The sequence below is a fragment of the Flavobacterium galactosi genome, from assembly GCF_048158585.1.
Classification (GTDB): Bacteria; Bacteroidota; Bacteroidia; order Flavobacteriales; family Flavobacteriaceae; genus Flavobacterium; species Flavobacterium galactosi.
On record NZ_JBLNKV010000004.1, the window covers coordinates 259,354 to 285,368 of the forward strand.

The window sequence follows — 26,015 nt, forward strand, 5'->3', positions numbered from 1 at the left end:
GAAACAGCTTTTTTTTGGCTTTTTTTTTAAATTAAACATCGTAAATTTGCGCTCTTAAATACAGAACATGCTTGAAATAAAAAACATTTCTTTTACATACATTGAAAATCCCGTTATCAAGAATGTTAGTTTTGAAATTGCCAAAGGTCAGAATATAGCTGTAATAGGCGAGAGTGGCTGCGGTAAAAGTACTTTATTAAAATTGATATATGGATTATATGATTTGGATGAAGGAGAAATAACCTATAATAATAAACGAATTCTTGGGCCAAAACAGAATCTTATTCCTGGCGAAGATTACATCAAATATTTAGCGCAGGATTTCGATTTGATGCCTTATATATCTGTCGAAGAAAACGTAGGGAAGTTTTTGTCCAATATTTATAAAGACAAAAAGAAAGCCAGAGTTCAGGAACTTTTGGAAATGGTCGAAATGACGGAATTTGCAAAAGGAAAAGCCAAATACCTCAGTGGAGGCCAACAGCAAAGAGTGGCATTGGCCAGAGTTTTGGCGTTGGAGCCAGAAATCATTTTGCTGGATGAACCTTTCAGTCAGATTGATTCGTTTCGGAAAAATGCCTTGCGCAGAAATTTATTCAGTTACTTAAAACAAAAGGGGATTACCTGCATTATTGCCACACATGACAGTACGGATGCTTTGTCTTTTTCGGATGAAACGATTGTGGTTAGAAATGGAAACGTCATAGCGAAAGGAAACTCAAAGGCCTTATATGAAAATCCTATTAATAAATATGTCGCGTCCCTTTTTGGAGAAGTCAATGAATTAAAATTGTCACAATTAATTGAACTTGATGGAGATGATGAAGCGCTTTTACTGTATCCACATCAATTAAAAGTTGTCGATAACGGAAGGATGCAGGTAATTGTGAAACAATGCTATTTTAAAGGAAGTCATTATTTGATTAAAGCCGCTTTTGAAAGAAGGGCTATTTTCTTTGAACACGATTCGGAATTAGAATTGAATCTAGAAGTGACTTTGATGTTAGCCTAATTAGCAGATAGCAGTTTTCAAATAAAAGATAATTGAATTCAGGTTAATAGTGAATACCTAGCCCTGATGGGAGCGGCATCCTTTTATTCTCGTTTTTTTTTACGAGAATAAAAGATACAGTGTACAGCAGGATATAGCTCCTGAAAATTATAATTGCATATTACTAAAAAAGTAGTAATTTGGAACCTGATATTTAGCGTATCGTTAAATATGTATCCTTATTTTAATAAAATAATAAAACTATGTACCATTCAAAAATAGCAGGATTGGGATTTTACGTTCCTTCCAATATAGTTACCAATGCCGATTTGTCGAAAATTATTGACACGAATGATGAGTGGATTCAGGAGCGCACCGGTATTCAAGAAAGAAGGCACATTATACGCGGGGAAGATACTACAACTACGATGGGAGTAAAAGCGGCTGAAATCGCGATTGAGCGTTCCGGTGTTGCAAAAGAAGATATTGATTTTATTGTTTTTGCCACATTAAGTCCGGATTACTATTTTCCAGGCCCGGGAGTTTTGGTACAACGTGATTTAGGTCTTAGAACTATTGGTGCTTTGGATGTTAGGAATCAATGTTCCGGTTTTATTTATGCGTTGTCCGTTGCGGATCAATACATAAAAACGGGAATGTATAAAAATGTTTTGGTAATTGGTTCTGAGGTGCACTCGGCAGGATTGGATATGACGACGCGAGGCAGAGGTGTTTCGGTAATTTTTGGTGATGGAGCAGGAGCAGCAATTTTGAGCAGAGAAGAAGATTTGACCAAAGGAATTTTGTCCACACATTTACATTCTGAAGGACAACATGCCGAAGAATTAATTGTAAAAGCACCAGGCATGGGAGGTCGCTGGGTTACTGATATTTTAGCCGATAATGATCCAGATGATGAAAGTTATTTCCCTTATATGAATGGACAATTTGTCTTTAAAAATGCTGTAGTTCGTTTTAGCGAAGTAATAAATGAAGCGCTGCAGGCTAATAATTTGCAGGTTTCGGATATTGATATGTTGATTCCACATCAGGCAAATTTGAGAATTTCTCAATTTATCCAAAAGAAATTTGGATTGACGGACGACCAAGTATATAACAATATTCAAAAATACGGTAATACAACTGCCGCTTCTATTCCTATTGCTTTGACTGAAGCATGGGAACAAGGGAAAATAAAATCAGGAGATACAGTAGTTTTGGCTGCTTTTGGTAGTGGTTTTACTTGGGGAAGTGCTATTATAAAATGGTGAAAAATCTTTTTTAGTTATAACGATTTATATCAGAAAACCCGGAGTTGGCATACTCCGGGTTTTCTTTTTGCAACAAACTATTAAAACTTATTTTATAAAAGTCCACCACCACCTTGGGTTTCGTTTTTATCACGTGCTTTTCTTTCAATCGCTTTGTTTTTTCCTGCCCCAAAACGGTAATTGAATCCAATATATGCCGATTGGCTTTCCCAGTTGAATTGTCCTTCCAGTTTTTTTGGTTTTGTTCCTTCAAAAGCGAAGTGCATCGTATTGAAAACATCGCTGAATCGTGCAGTTATTGTTCCGCTTCCTTTTAGAACCGTATAACTGGTTCCTAAATCCATTTTCCACATAGGTTGTCTCAGCATTTGTATTCCTAAATCACGACCTCTATACATACCCGATAATTGAAAGCGTAAGTTTTTAGAAGCCTTAAATGTATTACTGATACGCGCATTAACGGCTGTTACATTTACTTCAACAAATTCATCAGCTACCACACCTCTTGTTTTTTTGCTATATGCATCAAAGCTGATCTTAGAACTCAACCATTTTGTAAATTGTAAATTTCCTGATATTTCGAAACCAAAAGCATTGTTGTCGTTGAGGTTTGCATAGGATAAAATTATCTTAGAGGGATCATTAGGGTTTTCATAAAGAGTTCTTGTGATTTCATCATTTATTCTTCTGTAAAATACACCGGTTGTAATGGAACCAATTTTTGTTTTTCTAGTGTAATTCAATTCGTAAGAATTCGTAAATTGTGGAAAAAGTTTCGGATTTCCTTCCGAATCAATTTGTGGGGTACTCCATTCCCGTATTGGATTTACCTGATCAATACTTGGTCTGTCTACACGTCTTGAAAAACTTAAATTAAAAGAGTTCTTTTCGTTGGGCGTATAATTGATGTATCCGGATGGATATAGTGTAAATAAATCATCTTCGAATGTTTCGTTATTCTCATTTACCTTTTTGAATAGTGCTTTGGCATCGTATTTTTCGAAACGGGTTCCTATTTGTCCGCTCCATTTTCCTATTTGTTTGGAAACATTTGCATAAGCAGAATAAATGTTTCTTTCATAGGAGAAGTCAGAATTATAAGAATTATTTAGAAGGAAATTGTTTTTTGTGTTTTCGATTCTACTTTCTAAACCCAACTCTAGTTTGGTTGTTTTTGTTAAAGGATTGGTATAGTCTAAATTGATTAGTGTATTGTTTCCTTTGTTTGTAATATGGTTAGCGGCAGGAGTACTGAAAACAGCATTTTCCTTGTCATCATTATTAGCGTAATTTACCTCAAGTTCTATGTTATGTCCTTCTTTTTTAAAATCCTTTTTATAATCGAAGTTATAAGCCTGTGAGTAATTGTTGTTTTTATTATTAAACAATTGCGTAATATCCGTTTTGGATGGATCAAGAAAATCTACGGTAGTTTTAGAGTCTCCCTTTCCTCTATAAACGTTTTGCGTTGTATAGAAGGAAATAGTATTTTTTTCATTTAAATAAAAGTCAAAACCTACTTTCGCTAAATGAGAAGTATTATTATTCAAAAAAGTAAATTTTTGAAAATCTTCCTGACCTGGCTCTGTTGTTTTTATGAACCCGTAATTGGATTGTTTTCCGGTATTCAAACCATAATTCCCGTAAATATTGAACTTTCCAGTTCTGTAATTCATATCTACTGAAGAATTTAATTTTGGTGTTTTTCCAAAGGTTACCCCATTATTCACACTTCCGTTAAAACCAATTTTACTGTTTTTATTCAAAACTATATTGATAATTCCACTCATTCCTTCCGGATTGTATTTAGCAGACGGATTAGTGATTAATTCAATTTGCTTGATGGACGTCGAAGGAATTTGTTGTAATAATTGGGAAGCTTCAATTGTAGTTGGTTTTCCATCTATTAAGATTCGGACATTAGAATTTCCACGAAGGCTAATTGCATTTGTCTGCGGGTCAACACTTACTGATGGAATGTTGTTCATGATTTCTGCGGCAGTGGCCCCTGCTGAAATTAAGTCTTTACCAACATTGATTACTTTTCTATCAATCTTTTGTTCAATTGTAGAACGTTCACTTACCACTTCAACACCTTTCAATTCAATTGCATCTTCCTCTAACGAAATGGTATTCATATTGACATTTTTGTCTCCATTTGTTAATGAAATTGTTTTTGAAACCGTTTTGTATCCTATAAACTGTATCTCAACCGTATATTTTTTTAAATCCAGATTTTTGATAAGAAAAGTTCCTTTGTCTGAAGTTATTCCTCCCGTAACCACTTTATTTTCTTCTTTTACAATAACATTTACATACGGAAGTGGTTCGTTAGTTTTCTTGTCGATTATCTTGCCTGAGATACTTCCAGAGTTTTCCAAAAGTATTGGTTTGACCGAATTTTGCGCTTGTATCGAAAACACGGTTCCGAATAAGCAAAATAAAATTAATGTGAGCTTCATGATTTTTTGTTTTTGATTAAAAATTGATTGATGATGATGCAAAGGTATTGATTTATTTTAGATATATGTATTGCATAGTACTGTTTTATGAAATTTAACATTTTATTGAAATAAAATGTTACCTAAATAGACTCTTTAATGGATAAATTGTTACAACCACTTTAGAAAAAATAACTCAACTGTAATTAGTAAATATTTAAGAGGGATGCTGTCACTAGGAAATTATATTGTTTTCCAATTTTCAAATCGATGCATTATAACTATATTTGCAACCTTTAAATAAATACATAAAATGACATTATCACAAATTCTTACGCCTTCTATTGAAAAAGCGGTTCTAGCTTTATTTGACATTGCTATTGACAAAGTTGAATTTCAAACCACTCGGAAGGAATTTGAAGGTGATATTACCATGGTTATTTTTCCATTATTGAAAGTTATTAAAAGTAATCCCGTAGAATTGGGGAACAAAATTGGTACCTATTTAGTAGAAAACGTAACAGAAGTAAGTCGTTTCAATGTGGTTTCCGGATTTTTAAACATTGTTATTTCTGACGAATATTATTTGAATTTCTTCAAAGGAATCAAAGACGATACAAAGTTTGGTTTTGTTACACCAAATCCTGAGGATAAAGCTATAATGGTAGAATATTCTTCACCAAACACGAATAAACCGTTGCATTTAGGTCACGTTCGTAACAATCTTTTAGGATATTCAGTAGCCGAAATCATCAAAGCTTCTGGGAAAAAAGTATATAAAACCCAGATCATAAATGATAGAGGAATTCATATTTGTAAATCAATGTTGGCTTGGCAAAAATTCGGAAACGGACAAACACCAGCATCAACAGGTTTAAAAGGAGATAAATTAGTTGGAAATTTTTATGTGGCTTTTGATAAAGCCTATAAAGAAGAAATTGCCCAATTAATGAGTGCCGGAAAAACTGAAGAAGAGGCTAAAAAACAAGCATCAATCATTCTTGAAGCACAAGAAATGTTGCTTAAATGGGAAGCTGGAGACGCTGAGGTAATTTCACTTTGGAAAACGATGAACCAATGGGTTTATGACGGTTTTGCAGTTACCTATAAAAATTTAGGGGTCGATTTTGATTGTTATTATTACGAAAGCAATACCTATTTATTAGGAAAAGACGTTGTTCAAATTGGTTTAGAGAAAGGTGTTTTTGAAAAAGATCCTGACGGTTCCGTTTGGATCGATTTGACAGATGAAGGTTTAGACAGAAAAATTGTGCTTCGTTCAGATGGAACAGCCGTTTACATGACACAAGATATTGGAACTGCCATTCAGCGTGTAAAAGATTACCCGGATGTTGGTGGAATGGTTTATACTGTAGGGAACGAACAAGACTATCATTTCAAGGTATTGTTTCTTATCCTGAAAAAATTAGGTTTTGATTGGTCTAAAAACCTGTTCCATTTATCTTACGGAATGGTAGATTTACCTTCAGGCAAAATGAAAAGCCGTGAAGGAACTGTTGTTGATGCAGATGATTTGATGCGGGAAATGACAGATACGGCTCAAAAAATTGCGGAGGATTTAGGGAAATTAGATACTTATTCTGCTGATGAAAAAGCAAATCTATACAACACCATAGGCCTTGGGGCTTTGAAATATTATATTCTAAAAGTAGATCCAAAAAAACGTATCCTTTTTAATCCGGAAGAATCAGTAGATTTTGCAGGAAATACAGGGCCATTTATTCAATATACTTACGCCCGAATTCAATCGATTATTCGCAAGGCTAATTTTGATTATGCCATTTCGCGCACAGTCGCGGAACTTCATGAAAAAGAGAAAGAATTGCTGAAACAATTGGAATTATTTCCTGAAGTGATTCAAAATGCGGCACACAATCATAGTCCGGCTTTACTGGCAAATTTCACGTATGATTTAGTGCGTGAATACAATTCATTCTATCAGGCTGTCCCTATTCTTGGAGAAGAAAATTTAGAAAAGAAAATTTTCAGAGTTCAGTTGTCTAAAAAAGTGGCTGATACCATCGCTGCGTCTTTCCGTTTGTTTGGAATTAATGTTCCGGAAAGAATGTAATTAATTAGATATTTAATCTGGCTTTTTTTGTATATTCGTTATGATCGTTGTTGAAAACTAATGAATTATGAAAAAAATCATTTTTATGCCGATTTTGTTCTGTATTTTTTTATTAAATATTGCAGGGACATGTTGTGATGATGACACGATGGCTACCGCTGTTGCAAAAGATGCTACGCCAGTCGTAAATACTATTAACAATGGAACGTGGAAAATCACCTATTTTTTTGATGATAATTCAAATAAAACAAGTCTTTTTTCGGGCCATACTTTTACTTTTGGATCCAATACTATTCTAACTGCCAATAAAGAGGTAACTGTTTATTCAGGTAATTGGTCGGTACTACAATCGGATGTTGTTGATTATAACTCGGGTAACGACTTAGATTTTTCCATTTCATTTTCAAGTCCGGATCATTTGGTACAGCTGTCAAATAATTGGGATGTTTTTGAAAGAACAACCACAAGAGTAATATTAAGAGACTTAAATGGAGGTACGGGAGTCATTGATTATTTAACTTTCGAAAAGAATTAGATTTAATAGCAGTGATTCTTATATTATATCGATTTAAAACAGTCTAAAAAAGGCTGTTTTTTTATTTAAATAATCCGTAAAACTTCAAAATCAAATCCTTAAATTTGCACTTCAATAAAATAAAAAATCATGTTCGATAATTTAAGCGATAAACTAGACAAAGCCTTTCATATACTAAAAGGACACGGAAAAATCACCGAAGTAAATGTAGCAGAGACATTAAAAGAAGTTCGTAGAGCTTTGCTTGATGCCGATGTCAACTTTAAAATTGCCAAAGATTTTACCACCAAAGTAAAAGAAAAAGCAATAGGTCAGGACGTGTTAACAACATTACAACCAGGACAATTATTGGTAAAGTTAGTTAAAGACGAACTTACTGAATTAATGGGTGGTGATGTTGCCGGAATTAATTTATCAGGAAATCCTACAGTGATTTTAATGTCAGGTTTACAAGGTTCCGGGAAAACTACTTTTTCTGGAAAATTGGCTAATTATTTACTTACAAAAAAGAATAAAAAACCACTTTTGGTTGCTTGTGATATTTATCGTCCGGCAGCTATTCAACAATTATATGTTGTTGGAGATTCTATAGGAGTCGAGGTTTACTCCGAACCCGAAAATAAAAATCCAGTTGAAATTGCACAAAATGCAATAAAACACGCTAAAGCGAATGGATTTAATGTTGTGATTGTCGATACAGCAGGACGTTTGGCTGTTGATGAACAAATGATGAAAGAAATTGCCGAAGTTCACAAAGCAATTCAGCCACAAGAAACTTTATTTGTTGTCGATGCAATGACAGGACAGGATGCTGTAAATACAGCTAAAGCCTTTAATGACATATTGAATTTTGACGGGGTTATCTTAACCAAATTAGATGGTGATACTCGTGGAGGAGCTGCAATTTCAATTAAATCGGTTGTAAATAAGCCAATTAAATTTGTAGGTACAGGGGAGAAAATGGATGCAATTGATGTGTTCTATCCTGTTCGTATGGCGGAACGTATTCTTGGAATGGGTGACGTTGTGTCTTTGGTAGAAAGAGCTCAAGAGCAATTTGATGAAGAGGAAGCAAGAAAAATCCAAAAGAAAATCGCCAAAAACGAATTTGGGTTTGATGATTTCTTGTCCCAAATACAGCAAGTAAAGAAAATGGGTAATATGAAAGATCTGGTTGGAATGATACCAGGTGCTTCAAAAGCTATGAAAGATGTAGAAATTGAAGATGATGCTTTCAAACATATTGAAGCAATTATTCATTCGATGACTCCAAAAGAAAGAAGCAAGCCAGTTATAATTGATGTAAAAAGAAAAGCCAGAATCGCAAAAGGTTCCGGAACAAAAATTGAGCAAGTCAATCAATTGATGAAGCAGTTTGAGCAAATGAGCAAGATGATGAAGATGATGCAAGGCCCTGGAGGAAAGAATCTAATGAAAATGATGGGTGGCATGCAGGGTGGTATGCCAGGCATGCGATAAAAAAATAGTGTTCAATATTCAGGTTTTCAATAATCAGTTTTGAAACACATTATACTAATAATATTTAAGAGTTTTCGTTTTTAAGTTTCCAAAACTTTAAGCTTTAAACTTTAAACTTTTTAAACAAGAAGAAATGCAACTACTAGACGGGAAAAAAACATCGGAAGATATTAAACAGGAAATTGCTGCCGAAGTACAACAAATGAAAAATAATGGTGAAAAAGTGCCTCATTTGGCAGCTGTAATCGTTGGTACTAATGGAGCCAGTTTAACTTATGTTGGAAGTAAAGTACGTTCTTGTGAACAAATTGGCTTTGAATCCACTTTAGTGAGTTTACCGGAAACCATTACAGAAGTTGAATTGCTTGCGAAAATCAAGGAGTTAAACGAAGATGATAATTTAGATGGTTATATCGTTCAATTGCCTTTGCCAAAACATATTGATGAGCAAAAAATCCTGATGGCGATTGATCCTGACAAAGATGTAGATGGTTTTCATCCTGCCAATTTTGGAAAAATGGCTTTGGAAATGGAGACATTTTTACCAGCAACTCCATTTGGAATTATGCAATTGTTAGAACGTTACAAAGTAGAAACCGCAGGCAAACATACTGTAGTTATTGGACGTAGCCATATTGTAGGAAGACCAATGAGTATCTTAATGAGTCGCAAAGGATATCCAGGAGATTCAACAGTAACGCTGACTCACAGTAGAACTAAAAACATTGAAGAATTTACAAGAAATGCTGATATTATCATTACAGCATTAGGAGTTCCTAATTACCTTAAAGCCGATATGGTGAAAGACGGAGTTGTAGTAATTGACGTAGGTATTACCAGAGTGGAAGATGCTTCTCACCCCAAGGGATATGTGATTACTGGTGATGTTGATTTTGATGAAGTGAGTAAAAAGTCCTCTTTCATAACGCCGGTTCCAGGTGGAGTAGGACCAATGACCATTGCTATGTTGTTGAAAAACACACTTCTGGCAAGGAAACTGAGATGTGCTAAAAATAATTAGAATGAAACCATAAAAAAACCAAGATTTTAATCTTGGTTTTTTTATGCAAATATTTGAGGCATATAAATTTTAATAATCCCTTATTTTCTTCAATCACGGATCGTCTCTTTTGATGAATTTTTGTTCTTCTTTTTGCATGCTCTCTGTAAGTAAACTCGCTTCTTCAGTTTTTTCGAAGAGAAGTTTAATAAACTTTGTAATCGATACAGCAATTTTATATTTGAAAACATTTCAATTGCATTTGTTTAGCTATTATTTCTTCCAAGTTTTTTAAAACAACGGGTTTAGTTATAAAATCATCCATACCTTTAGAAATGGCTTTTACCTTGTCTTCATCAAATGCGCTTGCAGTTACAGCAATAATTGGTATAGGTGTAATTTGATATTTTGGAGAGGCATGTATTTTTTCTGTTGCTTCAAACCCATCCATTTCAGGCATGTGTAAATCCATAAAAATGATGTCATAATCGTTTTTATTATAAAGTGTAACCGCTTCTTTTCCGTTAATTGCAATATCTGAAGGGATATTTAGTTTATTCAAAAGTTTATACAAGACTTTTTGATTTATTAAATTATCTTCAACTATTAATGCTTTATTAATAATTACATCTTTTAAATCATTGAAGCGAGTTTCATTATTGTCTTCAATTGAAATCACATTTGTATTAATTTTGAATGGAATTTCAAAACTAAAACTCGATCCCCCACTTTCTAAACCTATAATATTTAATTTACTGCCCCCCATTAGTTGCACTAATTGGTTAGAAATTGTTAAACCCAATCCTGTGCCACCATATTTTCTAGTGGTTGTTAAATCGGCTTGTTCAAACGCTAGAAGCATTTGTTCTGTTTTATCGGCGTCTATACCTATACCTGAATCCATGATTTTAAAACTCAAATACTGTAAATCGTCTATTCGATTTAATAAATTTACCTCAAGTTTTACATCTCCATGAGTTGTAAACTTAATTGCATTGTCAATAAGGTTAATCAATACTTGTTGTAATCTTAAATTATCTCCAAGTATGTTATTTGAAATGCTATCATCATAAATAAAATGTAGTTTTATGTTTTTATCAATTATTCGGTATTCAAATAATCTGATAAGTTTAGTAAGTTCTTTTTTGAGATTTATTGGATATTGTTCTACCTTCATTTTACCAGCTTCCATTTTTGAATGATCTAAAATCATATTTACAATACCCAAAAGATGATCTGCACTGTGTTCCGCTATTTCGATATATTCGGTTTGTTCGCTATTTAATGAACTTGTTTTAAGCATGTTTAACATTCCTATAACTCCATTAAGTGGTGATCTAATTTCGTGGCTCATGTTAGCAAGAAATTGCGTTTTGAAGGTTGCTGTTTTATTCGCCTGCTCAGTTTTCTTTTCTAAAAAAATAATATTTTCAGATAGCTTTTCTTTTAATATTCCGTAACTTTTTAATAAGAAATCAACCTCCCTAATTGATGATCTATGGTTTAAATTGGATATTGGTTCCTTGAAATTAGACTTTATATAATTTGAAATATCTAACGAAAGTGATTTGATGTCTTTTGTGAAATATTTAGATATGTAAATGCATAATATTAAGGCGATAAGAGCCATAAGCAGTGTTTGACATAATTGAGAATAAAATAGGGTTTTTTTTAATTCATTTATTCTTTTTTCATTATGAGCTATAATTTGAACAAATGAACTTTCAACAAATCCATTAATTTGATTTATTTTTCCATATAAACCCTGATTCTGAGAAACTCCTAATTTTGAACTCAATTTTACCAAAGTGTCAAAATCATTTTTATAATCTATAAGAACTTGCTTGGTTGCTGAATCAATATTTTTTTTTTTAAAAGTAGAATTATATAAATTTTCAAATTTTTTAATTGAAGCAGCATCTGAACGTAACAAATAATCTTTTTCATGTCTACGAAATTGAAGTAAAGTAATTTTGTTTAATGAAGATTTTTTTTCTAAAAAATGTGCTTTGTTCCTCATTTTACCTTCAATCCCATGATCTTTAAATCCCCGAATTAATGCTGTTTTTTTAAACTGATTTACAACAATATAAAGATTATCTATTTCTTTAGAAAGATTAGTCATAGATGGATTGTTTCCAATGTTTAACTCTTTCGATTCTTTGAAAATTAGATCAATTTCCTTTCTTTGGTTTTTTAGATTGTCTATGTATAGTTTAAGGTCTTTCTGATTGTGATTAATATAAAAGTCTTTTTCCTTATATCCAAACAATAAAAAAGTTTGAAAATTTCTTATGTTACCAGTAAAGTCTTGTGAAATTTGATACGATTTGTAAGTGAAATTATTGAGATGATCAACTTTACGGTCGATATACAGGTAAAACATAAACCAAATAACTATCAAAACAATCATTGATGAAAATGATAAAAATATTTGTGTTCTGAAGTAACGAAAATTGTTGAAGAAAAATTTCAAGTACTTTTTTTTAGATGATGCAAATTTATAGCGTTTATTAAAAAAAACAGATTAAGAGACTTCAAACAAAAGGTTAAGTTATTGTATGCTAAATTAAATTACTCAGCGATTATAGATATTTAATTGAATACAATTTCTTGGATTTATAATTCATATTCCCAAAAGGAGTAAAAGAGAAATTTAATATTTGGATTATTGTTAAAGGGATTTATTTACCCCCTCTTTTCGTCAATCACGGGTAGTTTCTGTTGATGAATTCCGTTTTTCTTTTAACAGGTTACGCTTTTGACAAACTAGCTCCTTCAGTTTTGCAGGTAGGTTCACGGAATATTTTAGTTCTTCGATGGAATACTATTAATTTTTTTGGAAATAAATCAGTTTCTATTTTGTAATCTAAAAATAATCAATAACTTTGTAATTCAAAGTACTTTATTTATGAGTCAAAAACATCAAGAAGATTTATCGCATATTCGTTCCATGATGGAGCGCTCTTCAAGATTTATTTCGTTAAGTGGCCTTTCAGGAATATTTGCTGGGGCAGTTGCATTAGCTGGGGCAATTTATGGATATCAATTGTTTAAACAGAATGGTATTGAATATTTTGACGGAAAGCAAAAGATGTATAGTTATGGTTTAATAATGGAATTAACTTTAATTGCTTTGTTAATTTTGATTTTAGCATTGGGATTTGGTATATTTTTTACTTTAAGAAAAAGTAAAAAGTTTAATTTACCTGTGTGGACGAATACTACTAAAAAGATGTTACTCAATTTAGCGATTCCTTTATTTGTTGGGGGCGTATTTTGTATCGCACTTTTATACCATCAGCTATTTGCTATGATCGCACCAACAACGTTGTTGTTTTATGGCTTAGCACTTATGAATGCCGAAAAGTATACTTTTTCAGATATTAAATATTTGGGTATATGTGAAATTATTTTAGGATGTGTTTCTCTTTTTTATCTTGGATATGGACTTGTTTTTTGGGCTATAGGATTTGGAATTTTACATATTCTTTACGGTTTAATTATGTTCAAAAAATATAAATAGTAATGGGTATCATTGATAAATTAAACAAAGATTTCGAAAGTCGAGTCAGACTAGGTATCATGTCTGTTTTGATGGTAAATGATTGGATTGATTTTACCGAAATGAAATCTTTATTGAATATTACTGACGGTAATTTAGCGAGTCATTCATCTGCCTTGGAAAAATCGGGTTACATAGAAGTAAAAAAGGAGTTTGTCGGAAAAAAACCAAAAACATCCTATCGAGTTACCAATATGGGTAGAACCGCTTTTGTTTCCCACTTAAATAGTCTTGAAAAATTAATTAAATCGAAATAACCCCTTTTTTTAACTCAATACTTTGAAATGCAAAGTACTTTTAAATTTTTTATTATGAAAAAACACCATTTTATTTTAGCTTGTAGTGTGATTTTTACGTTGCTTTTTTACAACGAATCTGTAGGAGTAAATTTGGCAATTTTCGGTTTGATATTGACCGGAATGATTTGCTATTTCTTTCAGGAACGATTTAACAGTCGTTTGCATCTAGTATTAGTAATCACCTCTGTTTTGTCGTGTTTTGCCTTTGCTTGGTATGGCGATTTTGTCTCCTTTTTGGCTTTATCAATGTCTATTCTTTTTTTACAATTTAAAACTCATGAAGTAAAACTTAAAATACTACAGATTTTTCCAATTGTATTTATCAACGGATTTACTTCATTAGGTCGCATATTGATGTTTAGCCAGTGGCTTCCAAAAAGAGAAATCAAAAATGATTTGACTAAAAAACTCATTGCTTACGTTGTTATTCCAGCTATATTTATAACCTTGTTTTTCGTGGTTTACGCTTTCGGTAGCGAACACTTTTCATCTCTATTTACCGATTATACTTTAGATTTGAATGTTTTGGAAGTCTTTCTAATTGCTTTGTTAGGCTTCTATATTTCGTTCAGTTTCTGGAATTATTGGGTACCCGAGATTTGTTATGATAAAAATTCAATGTTAGATAATGATTTTAGTAATGAGACAAGAATGGAGCATCAACAAACTTTTTCATTTCTTGATCTTGATTTTGAAAGAAAGAGTGGTGAAATTACATTAGTGCTTTTAAATTGTATGATTTTAATTTTTATTGTTACCTATAATTATGAACAGTTTTTTGAAGAACAAGTGGTTGTTTCTTTGAGCGCAGCAACACATGAAAGAGTAAATGCTGTTATTTTTTCAATAATAATGGCTGTTGGCGTGATGCTATTCTTTTTTAAAAATGGATTCAATTTTGACAAGAAAGCAAGTACTCTCAAATTATTATCTAAAATTTGGATAGCATTGAATGGAGTATTAATTATCAGTGCCATTATAAAAAACGTTGAATATGTTGCTGCATTTGGTTTAACCTATAAAAGATTAGGCGTTTTTGCATTCCTGTTATTAGCAATTGTGGGTCTGTTAATTACTTTTTGGAAGATTTATAAACAAAAAACAAATGCTTATTTATTCAATAAAATGATTTGGTATTTTTATGGAATGATTCTGATAAGCAGTTTTATTAATTGGGGGAATATAATCACCAATTACAATATTTCTGTAAATAAAGGAGTGGAGCCTATATTTTTATCTGGATTAAATTTTAATGATGAAAACCGTCGAGACTATTTTTTACTAAAGAAATTAGATGGACAATACATTGAACTTACAAGAGAGAATGCGATTAGTAACAGGCAATCTGAAAGCTTTTTATCAAAGGCTTTGTACTACGAATTTATATCTAAAAAATAAAAGTGAAATCTCATTCAGTATTAGACAGCCCCCAAATAGGGTCTTACTTTTTGGGGGCAGTCTAATACGAAAAGGGATTTTTTAATACTTAATAATCCATTCTTCCTTTAAACCTCGGATCATCTTTTTTGATGAATTCCGTTCTTCTTTTTGGAGCTTCAGTTTTGGGTAAACTCGCTTCTTCTGTTTTGCTCGAAGGTTCAATAAGTTCGTTTAATTCTTTGATTTCGGCATCTGTTAAATCCCGGTAGCGACCCACGGGAATGTCTAGTGAAATATTGATGATTCTAATACGTTTCAAAGCGGTAACTTCATAACCCAGATATTCGCACATTCTACGAATTTGGCGGTTTAAACCTTGGGTCAAAACGATTTTAAAAATGGTGGAGCTGATTTTTTCTACCTTACATTTTCGGGTAATTGTGTCCAAAATTGGCACGCCATTTCCCATTTTTTCGATAAAACGATCGGTTATGAGTTTGTTAACCGTTACGGTGTATTCTTTTTCGTGATTGTTTCTGGCGCGAAGAATTTTGTTGACAATATCACCGTCATTGGTCATGAAAATCAATCCTTCACTGGCTTTGTCCAATCGACCAATAGGGAAAATACGTTTAGGATAATTGATGTAATCTACAATGTTATTGCGAACCTCCAGGTTTGTGGTACATTCAATGCCTACTGGTTTGTTGAAAGCCAAATAAACGGGTTTTTCATTTTTCTCTCGAATTAATTTTCCGTCAATACGCACTTCGTCATCAGGGGAAACTTTTGTGCCTAATTCCGGAACGATTCCATTGATGGTTACACGACCTTCTTCAATGATTTTATCGGCCTCACGACGGGAGCAGTACCCGGTTTCTCCTATGAATTTATTGAGACGTTTTAGATTTTCTTCCATAATGCAAAAGTAGTACTAAATTGTTTAATCGTTTACGTAGTTATTTGTTTATTTGAAAATTAAGAAGTCGGCAAAAGATTTTGCTGATGTATCATTTTACTCCGTTTCAAATAAAAAGCGGGAGACTTTTTCATATAATTCTGCATCATGCATACTATGGCCTAAGCCCTTAGTTTCTATGAAAATTGCATTTTTCCACGCGCCTGCAATTTTTTTACCTTCTTCGAATAAAACTACAGTGTCATCAATATCATGGGCAATAAATCCTTTTATATTTAATTTAGAAGCAAACATTTTACCAGAAAATTGTTCCAAACTGAGTTTGAAATTATTTAAATAATGATCTTCTAAAGCTTTAGAAATTTTAGAATTCAAACTCAACAGGGCAATGTAATTGTGTAAGATTATCTTGAAATCACTAGGCGCTCCCAGAATTACCATTTTTTTAAGCAAATCATTTTGATATACCGACTGATAATACAAACAAGTTTTTCCGCCCATAGAATGACCTATCAAGTATTGAGGCTTAAATTTTTGAACAGCAATATGAATAAATTCTGCATATTTAGGAATACTAAATTCTTTTCCGCTAGATAATCCGTGAGCCGGACCGTCTATGGCAATAATGGTACTTCCTGATTTTTTTAGATAGGGCAGGATATTCTCCCATCGGGAAGCGTTGCTTTCCCAACCGTGAACCAAAAGAATAATGGTGTCATTGCCTTTCCATGTGTAGGTTTGAAAAGAATGCTCATTTTGATAAAACGTCTCGGTTTGCGCTTCTTGTAGAATTTCAGGCAACTTACTTTTAGATAGCCTTCCCTCTCTGGGTTCACTAAAAAAGGCATACGCCAGTTGCGATGCTTTTTTTGGAAATACAAAACTCAAAAAGTTAATGTACAATCCAATGGATTTAGTGAATATAAAAAACGTCAATTTCTTCATAATAAAAAAGCCTCCGATTAAGGAGGCTTAAATGTAATTAGAATTTAGAGAACAATTGTTCCATTTTCTCTTTTTCTTCGTCAGCAAGTGCGCTGTCGACTAATATTCTTCCTGAATGTTCATCAGTAATAATTTTCTTTCTTGAAGCGATTTCCACTTGTGTTTGTGGGGGAATCGTAAAGAATGATCCTGCAGATGCTCCTCTTTCAATAGAAACAACAGCTAATCCGTTGCGAACGCTAGTTCTGATTCTAGTGTAAGCCTTCAACAATCTTTCTTCGATTAAAGCTTGGTATTCAGCTGATTTATCAGATAAAAATGCTTCTTCTTTAGCAGTTTCAGACATGATAGCGTCTAATTCTGATTTTTTGTGCTTCAGATGATTCGATTTTGCTTCTAATCTTTCTTTTGAATTTGAGATTACTTCTTTCTTGTGTTCGATAGAAGCTTTCATTTCTTTAATTTGTTTTTCAGACAATTGAATTTCTAATTCTTGAAATTCAACCTCTTTAGTCAACGAATTAAATTCTCTGTTGTTGCGAACAGTTTCTTGTTGCTTCGTATATTTTTTGATAGCCTCTTTGTGCTCATCAATTGCATTCTTTTTTGCTTTGATTAGATCTTCGATAACTTCGAGTTCACTTTTCAATTTTTCGGAACGTGTGCTTAAACCTGCAACTTCATCTTCTAAATCCTCTACTTCAAGAGGAAGTTCACCCCTTACATTTCTGATTTCGTCAATTCTTGAGTCAATTAGTTGTAAATCGTAAATTGCTCTTAACTTGTCCTCAACACTTAATTCTTTCGTATTCGCCATATTCTATAAGTACTTAACTGGATTTGAATTTTCTTCTGATAAAATAACTGCAAAATTAAGGATTTTTTTCCGAAGATAGTCAACAATATAATTTTTTGTATAGCGTTCGCTTTCAAAATGTCCAATATCTGCCAATAAAAGTTTATTTTCGGCTTCATAAAACTGATGATACTTCAAATCGGCAGTCAAAAAAGCATCTGCTCCGGCTTGAATCGCATTTTTTATGGCAAAACTTCCAGCTCCACCAAGAACGGCTACTTTTTTTATTTCTTTTCCTAAAAAGTTAGAGTGTCGAATCCCGTCACTTTGCATTTTTACTTTTGCAAAAAGCAAAAACTCTTTTTCTTTCATCGGACTTTTCAATTCACCAATCATTCCCAAGCCAATATTTTGATGTTGGTTTTGCAAGTCATAAATTTCATAGGCAACTTCTTCATAAGCATGGCTTTTGAATAATGCTTTTAGAATTTTATTTTCTAAATGTTTTTCGAAAGTGACTTCTATTTTGATTTCATCTCCTTGTACAAATTCGAATCGCTCACCAACTTGAGGATTGCTGTGTTCATTTCCCATATAGGTTCCAATTCCTTTCGAATTAAAACTGCAATTTTCATAGTTTCCAATAGTTCCCGCACCGGCATCAAATAGTGCATTTCGTACTTCTTCTGCATTTTCCGGAATCGTATAGGTTACTAGTTTGCGAATATAATTTTGTTTTGGAATCAGAATTTTAGTGTTTATCAATCCCAAGGCATCACAAAATATTTTATTCACGCCTTCTTGATGGTTGTCCAAAGCGGTGTGAACGGCATAAATGGCAATGTCATTTTTTATGGCTTTAATAACAGTTCGCTCCACATAGTTTTTGCCCGTTATTTTTTTTAAACCAGAAAATAATATCGGATGAAAACAAACCACCAGATTGCATTTTTTTGCAATTGCTTCGTCAATTATATTTTCTAAAGCATCATGGCAAACTAAAACACCTGTGGCTTCCGCTTCTTGATCTCCAACCAATAAACCCACATTGTCAAAATCTTCAGCGTAGGCGAGTGGCGCCATTTCTTCAAGTACGGAAATGATTTCTTTGATTTTCATTAGTTTAAGGTTTAAGGTTTAAGATTTGAAGTTTAAGGTTTAAGGTTTTGTCGAGCAGAACTTTAAACATTAAGCAAAAGAAACAAAATTTTAAATCAAAGATAATTTATTCTACTTTCGTAAAATGAATTTACTGCGAAAAATACTATTTCCATTCGCCATTTTATATGGTTTGATAACGAGTATTCGGAATTTTCTTTTCGATAAAGGTGTTTTAAAATCTTATTCTTTTGATTTACCTATTATTGCTGTTGGAAATCTTAGCGTTGGTGGAACAGGAAAAACACCTCAAATTGAATATTTGATTCGGTTGCTTTCGGATAAGTATAAAATTGCCACATTAAGTCGCGGATATAAAAGACAATCAGAAGGCTTTATTTTGGCTGATGCCAATTCGAATGCTGCCATTCTTGGAGATGAGCCTTTTCAGTTTTTTCAAAAATTCAAAAACATCCAAGTTGCTGTTGACGCCAATAGAAAAAACGGAATTGAACAATTGCTTGGGCGACAAGAAAAACCAGAAGTTATTTTGCTGGACGACGCTTTTCAACACCGAAAAGTAAAAGCAGGGTTCTATATTTTACTGACTTCCTACGGCGATTTGTATTCGGATGATTGTATGCTGCCAACTGGTAATTTACGGGAGAGTAGCAGCGGAGCGAAAAGAGCGGATGTTATTGTAGTTACCAAATGTCCTTCTCCTCTTTCACTTGACGAGCAAAAGGAGATTAAAAACAAATTAAAGCTTTCGATAAATCAAGAATTGTATTTTACGTACATCGATTATGATGATTGGATTTATTCTGAAAATAAAAAGATAAAAGTTGGTGAAATTAAATGGCTGGATAAAATACTAATTGCAGGAATTGCAAAACCAGAACCGTTTTTCTCTTATTTACGGCATACAAATGATACCTGTTTGTCTTTTCCGGACCATCATCATTTTACCGATAAAGATATTTTAGAAATTAAGAATTTAGCTCAGGAAAGCATTATTATCACTACCGAAAAAGATTATGTCAGGTTAAAAGGAAGTTTGCCAAGCGAACAACTTTTCTATCTGCCCATAAAAAGTTCTTTTATTTCAGCAAGTGAAAATTTTGATAAAAATATTTTAAATTATGTGGGAACAAGTTCAAGAAACCGTTAGTTTTATTAAAGGAAAAATTGATTTTACACCAGAATATGGTGTTATTTTAGGTTCGGGATTAGGGAGTTTTACTGATGAAATGAAAGTAGAATTTACATTGCCTTATAACGAAATTCCAAATTTTCCTATATCGACGGTTCAAGGTCACAAGGGTGCATTGGTTTTTGGAACAATAGACGATAAAAAAGTTGTTGCTATGCAAGGACGATTCCATTTTTACGAAGGTTATTCGATGAAAGAAGTGACTTTCCCGGTGCGAATAATAAAGTTTTTAGGCGTTGATAAATTAATTGTTTCAAATGCATCTGGAGGAGTGAATCCAAATTATAAAGTAGGTTCTATTGTCATGATTACAGATCACATCAATATGACGCCGCAGCATCCTTTACGGGGTAAAAACGACGAACGCTTTGGACCTCGTTTCGTAAACATGAGTGAGCCATATTCCAGAAAGATGATTGCTAAGGCCAAAGAATTGGCGCAGAAATTAAATATTGAGGTTCACGAAGGGATTTATCTTGGTTTACAAGGTCCTACTTTTGAAACTTTGGCTGAATATAGAATGGTGAAAATTCTGGGTGCTGATTGCGTAGGAATGTCCACAGTTCCAGAGGTGATTGTTGCTCGTCATATGGATGTGGAAACATTTGGAATTTCTGTAATTACTGATATGGGAAATGAAGAAAGTATTGGGACTATTTCTCACGATGAAGTTTTGGAAGCTGCTAAAAATGCAGAGCCAAAAGTAAGAATTCTTATTAAAGAATTGATTATAAATTATTAGTCGCTATACGTTTTTAGCAATTACAGCATAGAATTCTTCTGGTATGAATGGCTTTGTAACAACATCATTCATACCAAAGGATAAAAGCATTTCACGATTTTCATCTAATGAAATGGCGGTAAGTGCAATTATAGGTGTTTTAGTGTCGAATTTTCTAATTTCTTCTGTAGCAATAGTTCCGTTAATTCCTGGTAAATGGACATCCATAAGAATCAAATCAAATTTGTTCTTTTTCGCTATTTCTATAGCATCTTCACCATTGTCAATTATTTCGCAAAAGATTCCTTTGTTGTGAAGCATTTTTTCGGTAATCATTTGATTGATTTTATTGTCTTCGACTAAAAGTATTTTTTTATTTTTTAAGGAAGAATCATCGTATGTTTTAGGTTTTTCGTCAAGATTCACTAATTGCGAGCCTAGTTTAAATTGTAATTTGAATGAAAAAGTAGAGCCTTTTCCTACGACACTCTTTAAGTTTATTCTACCGCCCAGAATTTTGATCAATTTTTTTACAATTGTTAAACCTAAACCTGTTCCGCCATATTTACGATTGATTTCTATAGAGCCTTGAGAAAAACTATCAAAAACACTTTGCAATTTGTCTGCCGGAATTCCAATTCCGGTATCAATTACTTCAAAATATAAAGTTGCATTTTTAGCTTCCAAAGAATGAAGTTTTACAATTACGCTGACATTACCATTTTTTGTAAATTTAAGTGCATTGTTAATCAGATTCATTATTATCTGAGATAATTTTGTAGGATCACCAATCAAATAATCCGGAATGGAGGAGTCAATTTCGAGATTAAATGTGTTGTTGTTTACAGTAGCTAATTCTTTTAAAGAGTTTTGTATATCTTCTAATAATTGTTTCAAATTAAAGTTGATGTATTCAATTTCAACCTTATTAGAATCAATTTTATTAATTTCCAGAATTTCATTTATAAACTTTGTCAGATAATCTCCTGAAAATTTTAATGAATTCAGATAGTCCATTTGAGCTTTTTTTGGATTTTCTTCCAATAATAAATGGGCTATTCCGTTTATGGCATTTAGTGGTGTCCGAAGTTCATGGCTCACAGTCGATAAAAATTCAGATCGGGCATTAGAGGCTCTTTCCGCTTTCTCTTTAGCGATTTCCAACTCATTGTTTTTTTCTTTTAACAGTAGATTTGACTGCGTTCTAATGATATTGTTTTTATACAAAGACAAGCTTAGTAAGGATAAAATAGAGATTAACGCAATTGCCAGAATACTAATTAATTTAGAAAACTTATTTGCCTTTTCCTGTTGTTTGTTATCACTGTCTAATTGCGCCAGTTCTTTTAAACGTTCGGATTCTTTAAATTTATCATAATCATCAATTCCCAGTCTTTCGTTGTTTAAAATAGAAATGCTTTCTTTGAGATTGAGATGTTGTTTTAAATAAGAATATGCATTGTTTTTATCCAGCATTTTTTCGAAAACAGAACTTAATGCGAGTAAAATATTTGATTTTTGTTCTAGATTTTCATTTTTTTCATTTAACGCTAATGCTTTATTTAGATAGTTCAAAGCTAGGTTAAATCGGTTTTTTGTAGCTTCAATAGTTCCTATTTGATACAGCGCTTCCACTTTAGAATCTACTATTTCGGGACTCTCAGGTTTTGCAATAATGGTTTTGAAAATTGTTGAGGCTAAATCTAAATTTCCTTTTGACTTGCTTATAATTCCTCTTTGAAGCGTTATTATTTGAGCAGTATCAGGGATTTTTAATTCATCAAATATTGATTGAGTTTGGTCAAAACAAATTTCGGCATCAGCAAAATTTGCTTTTGCGACATAGCATTTCCCAAGATAATAATAAGAATAGGCATATGCCTCAGTCGGGTTTAAATTTTTATATAGTGAAATGCTTTTATGAAAGGTTTCAATAGCATCATTATACTTTTTTAAATCATAATAAATTTTACCTAAGGAATAGGTCTGATTTGCTTGAGCCAGTAAAGTACGAGCTTCTTTAGAATAGTTTATTGCTTTTTGGGTGTAAAAAAGAGCATTTTTGTATTTGTTATTTAAGATATTGGATTTGCTTAAATTACCATAATATGAAATACTATCTGTTTTCTCATTAGCTTGAGAATACAGAACCGAATTTAAAAAAAAGATAAAAATGAAAAGGTATTTCATTTATAACTAAATTTTTTATTGTTAATTTTTTTTACTTTCTATCAAGATAATTAAATCAATAATTCTAGATGAATACCCTATTTCATTATCATACCATCCTACCACTTTTACCATTTTATCTATTACTGAGGTCAGTTGTGCATCAAAAAGACAAGAATTTCTGTTTCCGATAACATCTACAGAAACGATTGGATCTTCCGTATAATCAAGAACTCCTTTTAAGTTTGTTTGTGCTGCATTTTTGAAAGCTGCATTTATTTCGTTTATGGTTACTGCACGTTTTACATTGAATGTTATATCCGTCAAAGAACCGTCCGGAACCGGGACTCTAATACCGCATCCGCCAATTTTCCCCTGCAAGTTAGTGAAAATTTTTGTTAATGCCTTAGCTGCACCAGTAGTTGTAGGAACAATTGATTGACTTGCTCCTCGAGCTCTGCGTAAATCCTTATGTGGTTGATCGTGTAAACTTTGATCTGTAGTATACGAGTGAATAGTAGTAATATAGGCTTGCTCAATGCCGCAAAGTTCATCAATGACTTTCATCATTGGGGCAGCATTATTCGTTGTACAACTGGCGTTAGATATGATGGTTTCAGTGCCATCAAGAATTGTTTCGTTAACTCCCAGAACAACCGTTTTTATGGTTTCTACTTCGGAAGGTGCAGAAAGAATTACTTTCTTGGCACCAGCCAAAATATGAGCATTTATTTCTTCAAAAGTGTGATACTTTCCAGTCGACTCGATTACGTAATCGATGTCTAAAATTTTCCAATCAAGATTTGAAATTTTTTTTTCGTGAAAGAATAAATAATGTTTTCCATCTACGGAAAAACCTTTTTCATCAGGACTTACTGAAAATGGTAAAACACCGTGAATACTGTCGTATTTCACTAAATGTGCCATAGTTTTTTTATCAGCAATATCATTTATGGCAACGACTTCAATAGTAGGATGGTTTAAAAGTAAGCGAAATAAATTTCGACCAATTCTTCCAAAACCATTAATGGCAATTCTTGTTTTCAAATGGATTCGTTATTCGTTTATTTGGTTAACCGATTAACCGATTAAACAAATAAACTTTTTATAAAATATGTTTTTGTGCTTTGTAGGATGAACGAACTAATGGTCCGCTTTCTACATGACGAAACCCTAATTCCAAACCAAATTTCTCATATATTGCAAATTGATCTGGCGTTATAAACTCTTTTACTGGTAAGTGTTTTTTACTGGGTTGTAAGTATTGGCCTATCGTTACAATATCAACATTTGCTTCACGCAAATCTCGCATCGTTTGAAAAACTTCTTCTTCTTTTTCACCAAGACCAAGCATGATTCCAGACTTCGTTCTATTAATTCCTTTTTCTTTTAAGTAGCGTAAAACTTCCAGACTTCGGTCATATTTTGCTTGAATACGCACTTCACGCGTCAATCTACGAACGGTTTCTACATTATGCGAAACTACTTCAGGATTGGCTTCCACGATACGGTCAATATTTCTTTCGATACCTTGAAAATCAGGAATTAATGTTTCAAGTGTTGTGTTTGGGTTCATTCTTCGAATGGCTTTTACGGTTTCAATCCAAATAATTGATCCGCCATCTTTTAAATCATCTCTGTCAACGCTGGTAATTACGGCATGTTTGATGTTCATAATTTTGATAGAACGCGCCACTTTTTCCGGCTCATCCCAATCCACAGTTTCTGGTCTTCCGGTTTTTACACCACAAAAACCACAAGATCGGGTACATACATTTCCTAAAATCATAAATGTTGCCGTTCCTTCACCCCAGCATTCACCCATGTTTGGGCAACTTCCAGAAGTACAAATCGTGTTCAAACTATATTTGTCAACTAAGCCGCGAAGCTCTGTATATTTTTGGCCAATTGGGAGTTTTACCTTCAACCATTTCGGTTTTCCAATTGGTAAAGTATTTTCTAAAACAGTTTCCATATATCAATTTTCAAAGCACAAAGATAAGGAATGTAGTTTATTTGTGGATTCGTTTATTTGTTTATTTGAAGAAGAGAAATTGCAGCAGTAGGAGCACAATATTTGCTATTTTTAGGAAATAGTTGTCCTGCTTTCCATTGTATCCACGCAAAAAAATGCGTGGGATGCCACTGCAATCAGGGCTAAAAAGGCCTTTTGGTTTTTTTAAGAGAAAATGTTTTAAAGAAAATAAAGAAAATATTCAAAAAAAGCTTCAAAATTAAATGAAGCTTTTCTGTTTTAAATAACTAATCCATTTGTACCGTAATGGGAAGAGTATAGGCAGTTCGAACCGGTTTTGAACCAATCATTCCCGGAGACCATTTCGTTTTTAAGGATTTCAATACTCTGATGGCTTCTTTTCCCAAGCCATATCCAGGATCTTTTTTTACCTGAATGTCAGTCATGCTCCCGTCTTTTTCTATTACAAAAGATACATAAACTTTCATCGTGCTGCCGCTGTCAATATCTGGTTTTTCAAAATTATTTCCTACATAAGTATAGAACTTATTGATTCCTCCCGGGAATTCAGGAAGTTTGTCCAGACTTGCACTGGCAACAATTGTATTTCCGGGATCAACAGGAGTATCAGTTCCCGTTCCAGAGGAAGAAGTTGGGTTTATGCCAACAGTTGCCGTTCCATCTGTAATGCTGTTTGTTGTACTTGTGTTTTCGTTATTTTTTGCAATATCTTGATTTGCCAGTTGTGCCTGTACAATTATGGGATTCACTAGTTGGTCACTTTGAATTGGAGCTTCCGCATTTTGTGTTTTCACTTCCGGAAGAATTGGTTTTTCTATTTCTTGAATTTGATTGGGTATAATGTCAGTTACGTTGACTATGGTTTTTGTAAATTCAGGTATTGTTATCCTATTTTCAGAATTAAAATAATTCAGAACTACAGGAATACTCAAAGCAGAAGCTAAAAGTAATATTCCCATGAAAAGTGCCATTATTGAAGTTTTGGTACTTTCCTGGCGCAACTGATACGCTCCATATTCTTTGTTTCTGTATTGGAAAACAAGGTCAATCCAGCTGGTTTCGTAAATGCTTAATTTTGACATAATTTATGGATTTAAAGGTTAGG

21 protein-coding genes are annotated in these 26,015 nt (G+C 33.0%); 11 read left to right on the forward strand and 10 right to left on the reverse strand.

The features are described 5' to 3' along the window. Positions 1-67 precede the first annotated feature (67 nt). Both ACM55M_RS10320 and ACM55M_RS10325 read left to right on the forward strand, forming a co-directional pair. A complete protein-coding gene (locus ACM55M_RS10320; RefSeq protein ID WP_416857533.1) occupies positions 68-1,012 on the forward strand; it encodes an ABC transporter ATP-binding protein in 945 nt (314 codons plus the stop codon). Positions 1,013-1,254: 242 nt separating this feature from the next. Then, positions 1,255-2,262 carry a 3-oxoacyl-ACP synthase III family protein gene (locus ACM55M_RS10325; RefSeq protein WP_416857534.1) on the forward strand — a complete coding sequence of 336 codons (1,008 nt, stop codon included), beginning with the start codon at positions 1,255-1,257 and terminating at the stop codon, positions 2,260-2,262. Positions 2,263-2,354: 92 nt separating this feature from the next. Here the strand turns inward: ACM55M_RS10325 and ACM55M_RS10330 are convergent, their stop codons facing one another. Continuing rightward, a complete protein-coding gene (locus ACM55M_RS10330; protein WP_416857536.1) occupies positions 2,355-4,724 on the reverse strand; it encodes a TonB-dependent receptor in 2,370 nt (789 codons plus the stop codon). Positions 4,725-5,016: 292 nt separating this feature from the next. On the opposite strand from ACM55M_RS10330, the gene argS reads away from it, so the two are divergent. The 4 genes from argS (at position 5,017) to ACM55M_RS10350 (ending at position 9,830) form a co-directional block, all read left to right on the forward strand. Further along, entirely contained in the window at positions 5,017-6,795 is a 1,779-nt protein-coding gene (gene argS, locus ACM55M_RS10335; protein ID WP_416857537.1) for an arginine--tRNA ligase, read from the forward strand. A 67-nt stretch (positions 6,796-6,862) separates the two neighbouring features. Continuing rightward, a complete protein-coding gene (locus ACM55M_RS10340; RefSeq protein ID WP_416857538.1) occupies positions 6,863-7,330 on the forward strand; it encodes a hypothetical protein in 468 nt (155 codons plus the stop codon). Positions 7,331-7,459: 129 nt separating this feature from the next. After that, complete coding sequence (gene ffh / locus ACM55M_RS10345) at positions 7,460-8,809, forward strand: signal recognition particle protein (RefSeq protein WP_416857539.1); 1,350 nt, start codon at positions 7,460-7,462, stop codon at positions 8,807-8,809. A gap of 133 nt (positions 8,810-8,942) precedes the next feature. Beyond that, positions 8,943-9,830, forward strand: coding sequence for a bifunctional 5,10-methylenetetrahydrofolate dehydrogenase/5,10-methenyltetrahydrofolate cyclohydrolase (locus ACM55M_RS10350; protein ID WP_416857541.1), 888 nt, complete (start codon positions 8,943-8,945; stop codon positions 9,828-9,830). Between the two features lie 214 nt (positions 9,831-10,044). On the opposite strand, the gene ACM55M_RS10355 is transcribed toward ACM55M_RS10350, so the two are convergent. After that, positions 10,045-12,285 carry a response regulator gene (locus ACM55M_RS10355; RefSeq protein WP_416857542.1) on the reverse strand — a complete coding sequence of 747 codons (2,241 nt, stop codon included), beginning with the start codon at positions 12,283-12,285 and terminating at the stop codon, positions 10,045-10,047. Positions 12,286-12,720: 435 nt separating this feature from the next. Here ACM55M_RS10355 and ACM55M_RS10360 point away from each other — a divergent pair, with 435 nt between their 5' ends. Genes ACM55M_RS10360 through ACM55M_RS10370 form a run of 3 tightly spaced genes read left to right on the forward strand, consistent with a single transcriptional unit; the run spans position 12,721 to position 15,071 of the window. Continuing rightward, the gene (locus ACM55M_RS10360; RefSeq protein ID WP_416857543.1) at positions 12,721-13,335 is read left to right on the forward strand and encodes a hypothetical protein; all 615 of its coding nucleotides are present in this window, start codon (positions 12,721-12,723) and stop codon (positions 13,333-13,335) included. 2 nt (positions 13,336-13,337) lie between these two features. Next, on the forward strand, positions 13,338-13,631 hold the full coding sequence (locus ACM55M_RS10365; RefSeq protein WP_269683998.1) for a winged helix-turn-helix domain-containing protein: 294 nt from the start codon (positions 13,338-13,340) through the stop codon (positions 13,629-13,631). Positions 13,632-13,685: 54 nt separating this feature from the next. Continuing rightward, entirely contained in the window at positions 13,686-15,071 is a 1,386-nt protein-coding gene (locus ACM55M_RS10370; protein WP_416857545.1) for a DUF4153 domain-containing protein, read from the forward strand. Between the two features lie 88 nt (positions 15,072-15,159). Here ACM55M_RS10370 and rluF read toward each other — a convergent pair whose 3' ends face one another. From rluF to ACM55M_RS10390, 4 genes are all read right to left on the reverse strand, one after another. Then, a complete protein-coding gene (gene rluF / locus ACM55M_RS10375) occupies positions 15,160-15,972 on the reverse strand; it encodes a 23S rRNA pseudouridine(2604) synthase RluF (RefSeq protein ID WP_416857546.1) in 813 nt (270 codons plus the stop codon). 96 nt (positions 15,973-16,068) lie between these two features. Beyond that, positions 16,069-16,917: an alpha/beta fold hydrolase gene (locus ACM55M_RS10380; protein WP_416857548.1), complete on the reverse strand. Its 849-nt coding sequence runs from the start codon at positions 16,915-16,917 to the stop codon at positions 16,069-16,071. 37 nt (positions 16,918-16,954) lie between these two features. After that, positions 16,955-17,734, reverse strand: a complete 780-nt coding sequence (locus tag ACM55M_RS10385; protein WP_416843033.1) for a zinc ribbon domain-containing protein — start codon at positions 17,732-17,734, stop codon at positions 16,955-16,957. Between the two features lie 3 nt (positions 17,735-17,737). After that, complete coding sequence (locus tag ACM55M_RS10390) at positions 17,738-18,832, reverse strand: Nif3-like dinuclear metal center hexameric protein (protein WP_416857550.1); 1,095 nt, start codon at positions 18,830-18,832, stop codon at positions 17,738-17,740. Between the two features lie 124 nt (positions 18,833-18,956). On the opposite strand from ACM55M_RS10390, the gene lpxK reads away from it, so the two are divergent. Together lpxK and ACM55M_RS10400 are read left to right on the forward strand one after the other, a co-directional pair. After that, a complete protein-coding gene (lpxK, locus tag ACM55M_RS10395; protein WP_416857551.1) occupies positions 18,957-19,982 on the forward strand; it encodes a tetraacyldisaccharide 4'-kinase in 1,026 nt (341 codons plus the stop codon). Continuing rightward, a complete protein-coding gene (locus ACM55M_RS10400) occupies positions 19,954-20,766 on the forward strand; it encodes a purine-nucleoside phosphorylase (RefSeq protein ID WP_416857553.1) in 813 nt (270 codons plus the stop codon). The genes lpxK and ACM55M_RS10400 overlap by 29 nt, the downstream gene beginning before the upstream one ends. Before the next feature lie 3 nt (positions 20,767-20,769). Here ACM55M_RS10400 and ACM55M_RS10405 read toward each other — a convergent pair whose 3' ends face one another. The 4 genes from ACM55M_RS10405 to ACM55M_RS10420 form a co-directional block, all read right to left on the reverse strand. Continuing rightward, entirely contained in the window at positions 20,770-22,935 is a 2,166-nt protein-coding gene (locus ACM55M_RS10405; RefSeq protein ID WP_416857555.1) for an ATP-binding protein, read from the reverse strand. Between the two features lie 21 nt (positions 22,936-22,956). Further along, positions 22,957-23,961, reverse strand: coding sequence for a type I glyceraldehyde-3-phosphate dehydrogenase (gap, locus tag ACM55M_RS10410; protein WP_416857556.1), 1,005 nt, complete (start codon positions 23,959-23,961; stop codon positions 22,957-22,959). A 58-nt stretch (positions 23,962-24,019) separates the two neighbouring features. Further along, positions 24,020-24,889 (reverse strand): lipoyl synthase, encoded by an 870-nt coding sequence (gene lipA, locus ACM55M_RS10415; RefSeq protein WP_039110082.1) that lies wholly within the window; start codon positions 24,887-24,889, stop codon positions 24,020-24,022. Positions 24,890-25,176: 287 nt separating this feature from the next. Beyond that, positions 25,177-25,992 (reverse strand): energy transducer TonB, encoded by an 816-nt coding sequence (locus ACM55M_RS10420; RefSeq protein WP_416857557.1) that lies wholly within the window; start codon positions 25,990-25,992, stop codon positions 25,177-25,179. Positions 25,993-26,015: the final 23 nt, after the last annotated feature.

Bases quoted from the DNA above. Each gene is read 5' to 3' on its own strand.
- ACM55M_RS10320 (WP_416857533.1), top strand. From the start codon at position 68: ATGCTTGAAATAAAAAACATTTCTTTTACATACATTGAAAATCCCGTT.
- ACM55M_RS10325 (WP_416857534.1), top strand. From the start codon at position 1,255: ATGTACCATTCAAAAATAGCAGGATTGGGATTTTACGTTCCTTCCAAT.
- ACM55M_RS10330 (WP_416857536.1), bottom strand. From the start codon at position 4,724: ATGAAGCTCACATTAATTTTATTTTGCTTATTCGGAACCGTGTTTTCG.
- argS (WP_416857537.1), top strand. From the start codon at position 5,017: ATGACATTATCACAAATTCTTACGCCTTCTATTGAAAAAGCGGTTCTA.
- ACM55M_RS10340 (WP_416857538.1), top strand. From the start codon at position 6,863: ATGAAAAAAATCATTTTTATGCCGATTTTGTTCTGTATTTTTTTATTA.
- ffh (WP_416857539.1), top strand. From the start codon at position 7,460: ATGTTCGATAATTTAAGCGATAAACTAGACAAAGCCTTTCATATACTA.
- ACM55M_RS10350 (WP_416857541.1), top strand. From the start codon at position 8,943: ATGCAACTACTAGACGGGAAAAAAACATCGGAAGATATTAAACAGGAA.
- ACM55M_RS10360 (WP_416857543.1), top strand. From the start codon at position 12,721: ATGAGTCAAAAACATCAAGAAGATTTATCGCATATTCGTTCCATGATG.
- ACM55M_RS10365 (WP_269683998.1), top strand. From the start codon at position 13,338: ATGGGTATCATTGATAAATTAAACAAAGATTTCGAAAGTCGAGTCAGA.
- ACM55M_RS10370 (WP_416857545.1), top strand. From the start codon at position 13,686: ATGAAAAAACACCATTTTATTTTAGCTTGTAGTGTGATTTTTACGTTG.
- rluF (WP_416857546.1), bottom strand. From the start codon at position 15,972: ATGGAAGAAAATCTAAAACGTCTCAATAAATTCATAGGAGAAACCGGG.
- ACM55M_RS10380 (WP_416857548.1), bottom strand. From the start codon at position 16,917: ATGAAGAAATTGACGTTTTTTATATTCACTAAATCCATTGGATTGTAC.
- ACM55M_RS10385 (WP_416843033.1), bottom strand. From the start codon at position 17,734: ATGGCGAATACGAAAGAATTAAGTGTTGAGGACAAGTTAAGAGCAATT.
- ACM55M_RS10390 (WP_416857550.1), bottom strand. From the start codon at position 18,832: ATGAAAATCAAAGAAATCATTTCCGTACTTGAAGAAATGGCGCCACTC.
- lpxK (WP_416857551.1), top strand. From the start codon at position 18,957: ATGAATTTACTGCGAAAAATACTATTTCCATTCGCCATTTTATATGGT.
- ACM55M_RS10400 (WP_416857553.1), top strand. From the start codon at position 19,954: ATGTGGGAACAAGTTCAAGAAACCGTTAGTTTTATTAAAGGAAAAATT.
- ACM55M_RS10405 (WP_416857555.1), bottom strand. From the start codon at position 22,935: ATGAAATACCTTTTCATTTTTATCTTTTTTTTAAATTCGGTTCTGTAT.
- lipA (WP_039110082.1), bottom strand. From the start codon at position 24,889: ATGGAAACTGTTTTAGAAAATACTTTACCAATTGGAAAACCGAAATGG.
- ACM55M_RS10420 (WP_416857557.1), bottom strand. From the start codon at position 25,992: ATGTCAAAATTAAGCATTTACGAAACCAGCTGGATTGACCTTGTTTTC.